Here is a 10,751-nt window from a genome sequence, read left to right on the forward strand (position 1 = left end):
CGCCCCACCAGCCTGAGCGAGTTCGTCGGCCAGCCGAAGGTGCGCGGCCAGCTGCAGCTCCTGCTGGAGGCCGCCCGCATCCAGGAGCGTCCCGCCGACCACATCCTGCTCGCAGGCCCTCCGGGCCTGGGCAAGACGACTCTCGCGATGATCGTGGCGCACGAGAGCGGGCGCCCCCTGCGGCTCAGCAGCGGCCCCGCCATCCAGCACGCCGGCGACCTGGCCGCGCTGCTGTCGAGCCTCACGCCGGGTGAGGTGCTGTTCATCGACGAGATCCACCGCATGGCGCGCTCCGCCGAGGAGATGCTGTATCTGGCGATGGAGGACTTCCGCATCGACATCATGGTCGGCAAGGGCGCCGGAGCCACCAGCATCCCGCTGGATCTCGCACCCTTCACCCTCGTCGGCGCGACCACGAGATCCGGCCTGCTGCCCAATCCGCTGCGCGACAGGTTCGGTTTCACCGGCCACCTCGAGTTCTACGACGACGGCGACCTCGAGCGGGTCATCGCCCGCTCCGCGAACGTGCTCGGCGTGGCGCTGCCCGCGGACTCGCTGGCCGAGATCGCGCGGCGCTCCCGTGGCACGCCCCGCATCGCCAACCGCCTGCTGCGCCGGGTGCGCGACTACGCGCTGGTGCACGGCTCGGGGGCATCCGCGTCGATCGGCGACGTGCGCTCGGCGCTCGACCTGTACGACGTGGACGCGATCGGGCTCGATCGCCTGGACCGTGCGGTGCTGGATGCCCTGGTGCGGCGCTTCCGCGGCGGCCCCGTGGGCCTGAGCACCCTCGCCGTCGCGGTCGGCGAGGAGGCCGAGACGGTGGAGAGCGTCGTCGAGCCGTACCTCGTGCGCATCGGATTCCTGGGCCGCACACCGCGCGGGCGCATCGCGATGCCCGAGGCTTACCGTCATCTGGGCGTCGCGCACCCCGAGGGCGCGGCATTGTTCGATGACCTATAATCGCTGAAGGCTTCCCGGATTCCCGGTTTCCCCCTCACGCAACGCCGCGTCCGGCGTGCATCTGAAAGGCTCTTGCTCCTATGGATCCCATGTCCCTCATGCTCTTCGGTCTTCTCGCCGTGATGCTCGTGTTCATGTTCATGAACACGCGCAAGCGCCAGAAGCAGATGAAGGAGCAGCAGGAGGAGAAGGCCGCCAAGACCGTCCCGGGCGCCAAGGTGCTGCTGCAGGGCGGCCTGTACGGCACCATCGTGTCCTTCGACCCGGTCGACCTCGACAAGCCCGCCCAGGTGGAGCTCGCTCCGGGCGTCGTCATCGAGGTGCACAGCCAGGCCATCATCCGCGTCATCGACCCCACCGAGGAGACCGCCGACGACGAGGCCGACACCGAGGACACTGCCGCTGAGACCACGCCGGCGCAGGGCGCGAACGACGGGATCGAGTCGATCCAGGTCGAGACGCCCGAGGAGACGAAGGCTCGTCTCGAGCGCAACAACGACAACTGACGCGCAGCGTCCTCTCTCGCGGAAAGCGGAACCCCGTGGCATCCACATCCCCGACCCGTCACGCCTGGCGGGTCCTCCTCGGCCTGCTCGTCGTGACGGCGGTGCTGTTCGGCATCAACGCGCTCGGCGTCTACGTCTTCAAGGCTGACAACGACAAGCCCGCCAGCTCCTGGACCCCCGAGCTCGCGCTCGACCTGCAGGGCGGCACGCAGATCATCCTGCAGGCGGCGACGCCCGACGGCGCCGCGCCTTCGTCCGACCAGCTGACCCAGGCGGTCTCGATCATCCGCCAGCGCGTGGACGCATCGGGCGTGTCCGAGGCCGACATCACCACCGAGGGCGGCCGCAACATCGTCGTCCAGATCCCGGGTGCTGCGTCCAAGGCCGACCGCGCGCGCATCACCGCCAGCGCGAAGCTCGAGTTCCGGGCCGTGCTGTACACGGATGCACCGGTGAACAGCTTCGTCGGCGAGGACGGCAAGAGCACGCCGTACCCGACGCCGGCGGCCACCCTGGAGGCCACGCCGACGGCGAAGCCCACCAATGCCTCGGATCCGGCGTACATCACGCCCAAGCTGCAGGCCCAGTTCCAGGCCTTCGACTGCAAGGCCGAGCAGGAGAGCAACCCGCCGGAGGACCAGCCTCTGATCGCCTGCGAGTTCGACAACCAGGGCAACGCCCAGGCGAAGTACATCCTCGGGCCGATGGAGCTCGACGGCACGGTCATCAACGACGCCACCGCCGGGCGCGAGCAGCAGTCCGGCCAGTGGACCGTCAACCTGTCGATGAACGCCAAGGGCACCAAGGTCTTCGGCGAGATCAGCCAGCGGCTGAACGCCAACCGCATCGCGAACCTCAGCCCGCGCGACCAGTTCGCGTTCGTGCTCGACGGCAAGGTCATCTCGGCACCCGTCATGCAGGCCGCGATCCTCAACGGCAAGCCCAGCATCTCGGGCAACTTCACGCAGGAGAGCGCGAAGACGCTCGCCGACCAGCTCAAGTACGGCGCACTGCCGCTGAGCTTCACCGTGCAGAGCTCGGACACCGTGTCCGCGACCCTCGGCTCGCAGCAGCTGCAGTACGGTCTGATCGCCGGTCTGATCGGTCTGGGCCTGGTGGCGGTCTACTCGCTGCTCAGCTACCGCGCACTCGGCTGGGTGATCATGGCGTCGATCGCCGTGATGGGCGTGCTGACCTACATCATCATCGCGATCCTCGCGTGGCGCATGGGCTTCCGGCTCTCGCTCGCCGGCGTCGCCGGTCTGATCGTGTCGATCGGCTTCACCGCCGACTCGTTCATCGTGTACTTCGAGCGCATCCGCGACGAGCTGCGCGACGGCAGGTCGATCACCGGCTCGATCGAGTACGGCTGGGAGCGCGCCAAGCGCACGATCTACATCGCCAAGTCGGTCAACATCCTGGCCGCCGTCGTGCTGTTCATCCTCGCCGACGCGACGGTCAAGGGCTTCGCGTTCACGCTGGGTCTCACGACCCTGATCGACGTGTTCATCTTCGTGATCTTCACGCACCCGGTCATGCAGATCCTCGCGCGCACCCGCTTCTTCGGCGGCGGCCACAGGCTCTCGGGTCTGAACGCCGAGTCGCTGGGCGCCGTCCGCGGCGCCGAGGTCGAGTACCGCACCGCGGAGACCGCCTCGAAGGGGCGCGCGGCGCGCAACAAGGGCGCTCGGGGCGAGGCCGAGCGGCGCCAGACGATCGCCGAGCGCAAGCGCGCTGAGGCACTCACCGCGATGGGATCCAAGGATGCCGGGAAGGACTCCGACGCCTCATGATCTCCATGAATGAGTTCGGCAACAACCTGTACTCCGGGAAGACCTCCTTCCCGTTCGTCGGCAAGCGCCGCCTGTGGTTCGTGATCGCGATCCTGCTGGTGCTGGGATCCGTGCTGGTCCCGCTCGTGCGGCCGGTGCAGTTCTCCATCGAGTTCACCGGCGGATCCCAGTTCATGGTGGTCGGCCCCGCGTCCACCAACCAGGGCCTGGCGAGTGACGCCGTGCGCTCGGTGGTCCCCGGCGCGACGACCAAGGTCGCCATCGTCAACAAGAAGGACGTCCGCGTCCAGACCGACCGGATGACCCCGAACCAGACGCAGGACGTCAAGGCCGCGCTCGCGAAGGCCTTCGACGTGAAGGCCGACGAGGTCTCGGACTCCTTCATCGGTCCCGCCTGGGGTGAGGGCGTGACTCGGCAGTCGCTGTGGGGTCTGGCGATCTTCCTGGCGCTGACCTTCCTGATCCTCGGCATCTACTTCCGCACCTGGAAGATGTCGGCGGCCTCGATCCTCGGACTCCTGGACGTGCTGGTCATCACGGTCGGCATCTACGCCCTCGCCGGCTTCGAGATCTCCCCGGCCGCGGTGATCGGATTCCTGACGATCCTGGCGTACTCGCTGTACGACACCACGGTCGTGTTCGACAAGGTGCGGGAGAACACCCAGGAGGACGCCGTCAGTCTGCAGCGCACCTTCGGCGAGTCGGTCAACCTCGCGGTCAACCAGACCCTGGTCCGCTCGATCAACACGTCCGTCGTGGCCGCTCTTCCGGTCGGCGCGATCCTCTTCATCGGCGCCTTCTGGTTCGGTGCGGAGACGCTCTCGGCCATCTCGCTGTCGATCTTCGTCGGCATCCTCGTCGCGACGTACTCCACCCTGTTCGTGGCGGCCCCGCTGTATGCGGCGTTCCGCCAGAACGAGCCGGAGATCCTCGCGCACGACAAGAAGGTGCTCCAGGCGCGCGAGCGCGCCGCAGCGACCACCTCCGTGTGAGCGGACCCCTGCGGGGATCGGGTGAGCCCGGTCCCCGCGTAGGATGAACACATCGCGGGGACGGGAGCACAGATGGCCGATTCGCAGGTCGCATCGCAGGGATCCAGCCTGCGCAGGCTGGTGCCGCGCATCTTCTCCCGCGCGCCCCGCGTCAACGACCTGGACAATCTGATCCGCACGGTCCGTGCGAATCATCCCCGTGGCGATCTCCCGATCATCGAGCACGCGTATCGCGTCGCGAAGGAGAAGCACGAGGGGCAGTTCCGTCAGAGCGGCGAGCCCTACATCACGCACCCCCTCGCGGTCGCGCAGATCCTCGCCGAGCTGGGGCTCGGGCCGCGCGCGATCGCGGCCGCCCTGCTGCACGACACGGTGGAGGACACCGGCTACGCGCTGAGCGAGCTCACCGAGGAGTTCGGCGACGAGGTCGCGATGCTCGTCGACGGCGTCACCAAGCTCGACAAGGTCAAGTACGGCGAGAGCGCCCAGGCCGAGACCGTCCGCAAGATGATCGTGGCCATGTCCAAGGACATCCGGGTGCTGCTCATCAAGCTCGCCGACAGACTGCACAATGCGCGCACCTGGGGATTCGTTCCCCCCGAGAAGTCCGCTCGCAAGGCCAAGGAGACGCTGGAGATCTACGCGCCCCTGGCCAACCGGCTCGGCATCCAGACCATCAAGTCCGAGCTCGAGGACCTGTCCTTCGCCGTCCTGCACCCGAAGATCTACGCCGAGATCAACAGCCTGATCGCCCAGCGCACCCCGCAGCGAGAGAAGTACCTGCAGCAGGTGATCGAGGCGATCGACGAGGACCTGCGCGAGCTGCGGATCCGCGGCAAGGTGGTCGGCCGTCCCAAGCAGCTGTACTCCGTGTACCAGAAGATGGTCGTGCGCGGACGCGAGTTCGACGACATCTACGACCTCATCGGCATCCGCGTGCTGGTCAACTCGGTGCGCGACTGCTACGCGGTCCTGGGAGCGATCCATGCGCGCTGGACGCCGCTGCCGGGCCGCTTCAAGGACTACATCGCCACCCCGAAGTTCAACCTTTACCAGTCGCTGCACACCACGGTCATCGGGCCCTCCGGCCGCACGGTGGAGATCCAGATCCGCACGCACGAGATGCATCAGCAGGCGGAGTTCGGGGTCGCCGCGCACTGGATGTACAAGGAGCGGATGAACGGCGGCAAGGTCGAGACCCGCAAGACCGATGCCGACATGGCCTGGCTCGCCCACATCTCCGACTGGCAGGCCGAGACCGCGGACCCGAGCGAGTTCCTCGACTCGCTCCGGTTCGAGATCGGCGCCAAGGAGGTCTACGTCTTCACCCCGAAGGGGCGTGTCATCGGCCTGCCTGCGGGCGCGACGCCGGTGGACTTCGCCTACGCGGTGCACACGGAGATCGGCCATCGCACGATGGGCGCCAAGGTCAACGGCCGGCTGGTCCCGCTCGAGTCGGAGCTGCGCAGCGGTGATGTGGTCGAGGTGTTCACCTCGAAGAACCCGGATGCGGGCCCCAGCCAGGACTGGCTGACGTTCGTCAAGAGCACCCGCGCGAGGAACAAGATCAAGGGCTGGTTCACGAAGGAGCGCCGCGAGGAGGCGATCGAGCAGGGCAAGGAGTCCATCGCCCGCGCGATGCGCAAGCAGAACCTCCCGCTGCAACGACTGATGAGTCAGGAGTCGTTCGCGGAGGTCGCGCACCAGCTGCGCTACGAGGACGTGACGGCGCTGTACGCCGCCGTCGGCGAGGGGCACGTCTCCACGCAGTCAGTGCTGGAGAAGGTCACCGCGCTCGTCGCCTCGGAGCCGGACACCAGCACCGGCGCCATCGAGCTGCCCGGCCACACTCCGGCGAGGGAGGCACGCTCCGGCGACTCCGGCATCCTCGTGCGCGGCGCCGCCGACATCCTGGTGAAGCTCGCACGCTGCTGCACGCCCGTGCCCGGCGACCCCATCGTGGGCTTCGTCACCCGCGGCAGCGGCGTCTCGGTCCACCGCAAGGACTGCGTCAACGTCAAGGCCCTCGGCAGCGATCCCGAGCGCTTCGTCGAGGTCGAGTGGGCGCCCACCACGAAGAGCGTGTTCCGGGTGCAGATCCAGGTCGAGGCGCTGGACCGCTCGGGGCTGCTCTCCGATGTGACCCGGGTGCTCAGTGAGCACCACGTGAACATCCTGTCTGCGACCGTCTCGACCACGGACGAGCGTCTGGCGCTGAGCCGCTTCGTGTTCGAGATGGGCGACTCGGTGCACCTGGACCGCGTGCTGAACGCCGTGCGGCGGATCGACGCCGTCTACGACGTGTACCGCGTCACGACGTCCTGACCGTCGCGAGCTCCGACATCAGCTGCACCGCGCGGCGTCTTCCGGGGCGCCGCGCCGTGGCCGCGAGCGTGGACCGGAGCGCGTCGACCAGCTCGGGGTTCAGCAGCAGCAGCGCGCGCAGCCAGATCTCGTCGTCGCCGTCCGGCCTCGTCGCCGCGAACAGCAGCTCCTCTGCGGTGGCGAGGGGCGTCGTGACCGCGATGCCGCCGATCGACAGGAGCTCCTCGGGCGCGGCACGACGCTCGTGGTAGACCACCCGGGGTGAGAAGCCGACGCGTCCGCGGGTCGGGCCGGCTCGCCGCACGTGGTGGATCTGCGGCGGCGCGTCACCGGCGCCGTGGATCCACGCCGCCGTCGGACCGCAGGCGGCCAGATGCGCGGGGATGAGGTCGCGCAGGCTCGTGGCCCTGGCATCCGCCTCCTCGACGGTGTCCGCAGGCATGAACCCCTCGCCGACCTCGAAGACGTCTCCGTCGAGCCGCGCGGCGCCCAGTTCAGGGAGCGAGAGGCGCTCGCCCGGCCGGTAGAAGAGGGCAGGATGCATGCAAAGAAGTATGAGCCGTGCCGCCCGATGACGGGCGCGCACGACTCATACTGTGGATAACGCGGATCAGGCGCCGAGCGCGCTGAGCCAGGCGCGACGGGCGGCCAGCGCCTCCGTCGCCTCCTTGACGGCCTTCTTGTCGCCGGCCTTCTCCGCCGCGGCGAGCTCCTGCTCGAGCTTCTCGATCGCGTCGAGCAGCTGTGAGCTCATGTCGTTCGCGCGCGCCTTGGTCTCGGGGTTGTTCTTCTTCCAGTCCACGTCCTCGCGGGACTTGAGCGCCTGCTCGATGGAACGCATGCGGTCGTCCAGCGCGCGCTCCTTCTCACGCGGGAAGATGCGCCCGACCTCGTCCCACTGACGCTGGATGCGGGTCAGCAGCTGACGCGCGCGCTTGAGGTTCGGCTCGTCGGCGACTGCCTTCGCCTCCTCGAGAAGCGCCTCGCGGGCCTCGATGCGCGGTGCGGAGTCCGCCTCCTCGGCGGCGGCCTGCTCGGCGCGCGCCGCGTAGAGGGCGTCACCGGCGGCCTTGAACTTCGCCCAGAGCGCGTCGTCGGCCTTGCGGCCGGCGCGGCCGGCCGCCTTCCACTCGTCGAGCAGGGTGCGGTAGGCGGGGATGCCGTCGATGCCGCGCGGAGCGAGCGCCTCGGCGCGCTCGACCAGACGGGACTTCACGTCGCGCGCGGCGCGGTGCACATCGTCGAGCTCGGAGAAGAACGCGCGGCGCGCCTTGTCCACGGTCGAACGGGCGTCGCGGAACCGCTTCCAGAGCTGCTGCGCCGTGCCCTTGGGCAGACGCGGCCCGTCCTGCTGGTGCGCCTGCCACGCGTCGAACAGCTCGGCCATCTCGGCCGTGACCTGCTTCCACTGCACCTTGGCGAGATCGCGGCCGGCGATGGCCTCGGCCTTCTCCACGATGACGGTGCGCTCGGCGATCGCGGCGTCCAGCGCCTCCTTGGCGGCTTCCGCCTCCTTCGCGGCGGCCTCGGAGAGCGAGCTGATCAGCGTCTCGATGCGCGTGCGGAGTCCTGCGAGGTCGCCGACCGCGGCGGCGCCCGTGACCTCGTCGAGGAGGTGCTTCGCCTGCTTGGTCAGATCGGATGCCGAGCTCCCGCCGCCCTGCGCCCGGGTCTCCAGCGTGCCGAGCTTGACGGCGAAGTCGTCGAACTTGCGCGCGTAGTAGGCGAGGGCCTCGTCGGGCGTGCCGTCCGGGTACTGCCCGACCGGACGCCAGTCGTCGCCCTCCCGCACTTCGACGGTGCCGTCCTCGGCGACACGGCCCCACTCGGACGCGTCCGAGGAGACCGGCGCAGGGACCGTGGGGGCTGCGGCGGGAGCGGCGGTGACCCGCGGCATCGGCTTGCGCGGCGGTGCGGGGATCGGCGGGGTGGGCTTGGGTGCGTTGTCGTCAGACACGGTGTTCTCCTTGCGCGGTCTGTCCGCGGGAGTGGGAAAGGACTCCGCTCAGCCTAGTTCACTCGCCGGGAGTCTGCGTGGGTGCGGGCGACTCGTCGGCGGGCGGGGTCAGCAGCGGTTCGGGCGCCGGCTCGGTCGCCGTGGGAGACGGCTTCGGAGCGGGTGCGCTGACCTGCGCGTGGACCGCCTGGCTCACTCCGGCCCCGATGACGATGAGTCCGCCCGCGACCACGGCGATCACCGTGTCGCGGCGCCTGCGAGCGACGAGTCCGTCGTTCCAGTCGCGACGTGCCGCGTAGAGACGTGCTCGTTCCGCATCCGTGCGTGCGCGCTGCTGCGCGCCACGGGAACCGCGTGCCGCCATCGAAGCTCCTGACCCTGGTCGCTCGGTACTGTCGCTGCAGTGAGCCTACCCGGGTGCGTCCCGGTGTCCGACGCCCCCAGTAGCCTGGAGTCATGACCTCCGCTCCGCTCCTCTCGGGTCAGACGCCGCTCGCCGTGCGCATGCGGCCGGTCTCGCTCGACGAGGTGGCGGGGCAGGCGCACCTGCTGCGCTCGGGGTCTCCCATCGTGGCCCTCGCCGATCCTGACGCCAAGGCACCCGGCGCGGTGTCGATCATCCTGTGGGGCCCACCCGGCACCGGCAAGACGACGCTCGCGCAGGCGATCGCGCGGTCGTCCGGTCGACGGTTCGTCGAGCTGTCCGCGATCACCGCGGGCGTCAAGGACGTACGCGAGGTGATGCAGGAGGCCATCACACAGCGGGACCTCTACGGCCAGACCACGATCCTGTTCCTGGATGAGATCCACCGCTTCACGAAGGCGCAGCAGGACGCCCTGCTCCCGGGTGTCGAGAACGGCTGGGTGATCCTCATCGCCGCGACCACCGAGAACCCCTCGTTCTCGGTCATCTCACCGCTGCTGTCGCGTTCCCTGCTGCTCACGCTCCAGCCGCTGACCGACGACGACATCGGCGTTCTGGTCGATCGCGCCATCACGGATGCGCGCGGTCTGTCCGGCGCGGTCACGGTGGCCGACGATGCGCGCGCCGCGCTGATCAGGCTGGCCTCCGGGGATGCCCGCCGGGCGCTGACCGGGCTCGAGGCGGCCGCCGCCGTCGCGCTGTCGCGCGGAGGCGAGGCGGAGATCACGGCCGACGACGTCGCTCAGGCCGTGGACCGTGCGCTGCTGCGCTACGACCGCCAGGGCGACGAGCACTACGACGTGATCAGCGCGTTCATCAAGTCCATCCGCGGGTCGGACCCGGATGCCGCGGTGCACTACCTCGCGCGGATGATCGAGGCGGGGGAGGACCCGCGTTTCATCGCCCGCCGGCTGGTCATCTCCGCGGCGGAGGACATCGGTCTGGCGGATCCGCAGGCGCTGTCGATCGCCACCGCCGCGGCGGATGCCGTGGCGTTCATCGGCATGCCGGAGGGCCGCATCCCGCTCGCCGAGGCGACCATCTATCTCGCCACGACGGCCAAGTCGAACGCCGCATACCTGGCGATCGACGCCGCGATCGCCGATGTGCGCGGCGGCGGCTTCGGGCGCGTGCCCATCCATCTGCGCGACGCGCACTATGCGGGTGCGAAGCGGCTCGGCCACGGCAAGGGCTATCGCTACCCGCACGACAGCGATGCGGGCATCCTGGCGCAGCAGTACCTTCCCGACGAGCTCGTCGGCCGGCACTACTACGAGCCGAAGAACCTCGGTGCCGAGCGCGATGTCTCCGCACGGCTCGAGCGCATCCGCCGCATCCTCGGCGACCGCTGAGACGTCCGGGCTCGTCTGATAGCATGGATCGGCTCGAAACCCAGTTTTCGGGCATCCCTCCATTCCTGAAGCACTTCCCGGCGCGCCTCGGCGTACGCGGCGGAAAGGCGGAGCAGAGGAGATACGCCCGCGAGTCGTGAAAGACACGTCCGCGTCATGGAAGGAGCACTTCGTGGTCACGAAGTCTCAGGACCGCCGCAAGGTCCGCCTCAGCCGCGCGCTGGGCATCCCGCTCACCCCGAAGGCCGCCCGCTACCTCGAGAAGCGTCCCTACGCCCCGGGTGAGCACGGCCGCACCAAGCGCAAGGCCGACAGCGACTACGCCGTCCGTCTGCGCGAGAAGCAGCGTCTGCGCGAGCAGTACGGCATCCGCGAGAAGCAGCTGCGCATCGCGTTCAGCGAGGCCCGCCGCAAGGACGGCCTGACCGCTGAGAACCTG

9 protein-coding genes and 1 pseudogene are annotated in these 10,751 nt (G+C 69.3%); 7 read left to right on the forward strand and 3 right to left on the reverse strand.

The genetic code is table 11. The annotated features are described in order from the left end of the window. The 5 genes from ruvB to BGN97_RS14570 form a co-directional block, all read left to right on the forward strand. Positions 1-963: Holliday junction branch migration DNA helicase RuvB (ruvB, locus tag BGN97_RS14550; protein ID WP_292702992.1), on the forward strand; the 963-nt coding region annotated here is incomplete at its 5' end. Positions 964-1,052: 89 nt separating this feature from the next. After that, positions 1,053-1,469: a preprotein translocase subunit YajC gene (locus BGN97_RS14555; protein WP_292702994.1), complete on the forward strand. Its 417-nt coding sequence runs from the start codon at positions 1,053-1,055 to the stop codon at positions 1,467-1,469. Positions 1,470-1,504: 35 nt separating this feature from the next. Beyond that, positions 1,505-3,262: a protein translocase subunit SecD gene (gene secD / locus BGN97_RS14560; protein WP_292702997.1), complete on the forward strand. Its 1,758-nt coding sequence runs from the start codon at positions 1,505-1,507 to the stop codon at positions 3,260-3,262. Next, on the forward strand, positions 3,259-4,254 hold the full coding sequence (secF, locus tag BGN97_RS14565; protein ID WP_285632075.1) for a protein translocase subunit SecF: 996 nt from the start codon (positions 3,259-3,261) through the stop codon (positions 4,252-4,254). The genes secD and secF overlap by 4 nt, the downstream gene beginning before the upstream one ends. A gap of 72 nt (positions 4,255-4,326) precedes the next feature. Beyond that, on the forward strand, positions 4,327-6,579 hold the full coding sequence (locus BGN97_RS14570; RefSeq protein ID WP_292703001.1) for a bifunctional (p)ppGpp synthetase/guanosine-3',5'-bis(diphosphate) 3'-pyrophosphohydrolase: 2,253 nt from the start codon (positions 4,327-4,329) through the stop codon (positions 6,577-6,579). Here BGN97_RS14570 and BGN97_RS14575 read toward each other — a convergent pair. From BGN97_RS14575 to BGN97_RS14585, 3 genes are all read right to left on the reverse strand, one after another. Continuing rightward, positions 6,566-7,123 carry a hypothetical protein gene (locus BGN97_RS14575; protein WP_292703004.1) on the reverse strand — a complete coding sequence of 186 codons (558 nt, stop codon included), beginning with the start codon at positions 7,121-7,123 and terminating at the stop codon, positions 6,566-6,568. The two genes, BGN97_RS14570 and BGN97_RS14575, sit on opposite strands and share 14 nt — an antisense overlap. Positions 7,124-7,189: 66 nt before the next feature. Continuing rightward, positions 7,190-8,476 carry a DUF349 domain-containing protein gene (locus BGN97_RS14580; protein ID WP_292703593.1) on the reverse strand — a complete coding sequence of 429 codons (1,287 nt, stop codon included), beginning with the start codon at positions 8,474-8,476 and terminating at the stop codon, positions 7,190-7,192. 118 nt (positions 8,477-8,594) lie between these two features. Continuing rightward, entirely contained in the window at positions 8,595-8,900 is a 306-nt protein-coding gene (locus BGN97_RS14585; protein WP_292703007.1) for a hypothetical protein, read from the reverse strand. 92 nt (positions 8,901-8,992) lie between these two features. Between BGN97_RS14585 and BGN97_RS14590 the strand changes: the two genes are divergently transcribed. Together BGN97_RS14590 and BGN97_RS14595 are read left to right on the forward strand one after the other, a co-directional pair. After that, positions 8,993-10,312 (forward strand): replication-associated recombination protein A, encoded by a 1,320-nt coding sequence (locus tag BGN97_RS14590; protein WP_292703010.1) that lies wholly within the window; start codon positions 8,993-8,995, stop codon positions 10,310-10,312. Between the two features lie 172 nt (positions 10,313-10,484). Then, a pseudogene (locus tag BGN97_RS14595) lies at positions 10,485-10,751 on the forward strand (30S ribosomal protein S4); the annotation flags it as partial.

The organism is Microbacterium sp. 69-10, from assembly GCF_001897945.1.
In the GTDB taxonomy this organism is placed as follows: Bacteria; Actinomycetota; Actinomycetes; order Actinomycetales; family Microbacteriaceae; genus Microbacterium.

Coding starts and splice junctions, on each gene's coding strand:
- BGN97_RS14570 (WP_292703001.1), top strand. CDS start 4,327: ATGGCCGATTCGCAGGTCGCATCGCAGGGATCCAGCCTGCGCAGGCTG.
- secF (WP_285632075.1), top strand. CDS start 3,259: ATGATCTCCATGAATGAGTTCGGCAACAACCTGTACTCCGGGAAGACC.
- BGN97_RS14575 (WP_292703004.1), bottom strand. CDS start 7,123: ATGCATCCTGCCCTCTTCTACCGGCCGGGCGAGCGCCTCTCGCTCCCT.
- BGN97_RS14555 (WP_292702994.1), top strand. CDS start 1,053: ATGTCCCTCATGCTCTTCGGTCTTCTCGCCGTGATGCTCGTGTTCATG.
- BGN97_RS14585 (WP_292703007.1), bottom strand. CDS start 8,900: ATGGCGGCACGCGGTTCCCGTGGCGCGCAGCAGCGCGCACGCACGGAT.
- BGN97_RS14590 (WP_292703010.1), top strand. CDS start 8,993: ATGACCTCCGCTCCGCTCCTCTCGGGTCAGACGCCGCTCGCCGTGCGC.
- BGN97_RS14580 (WP_292703593.1), bottom strand. CDS start 8,476: ATGCCGCGGGTCACCGCCGCTCCCGCCGCAGCCCCCACGGTCCCTGCG.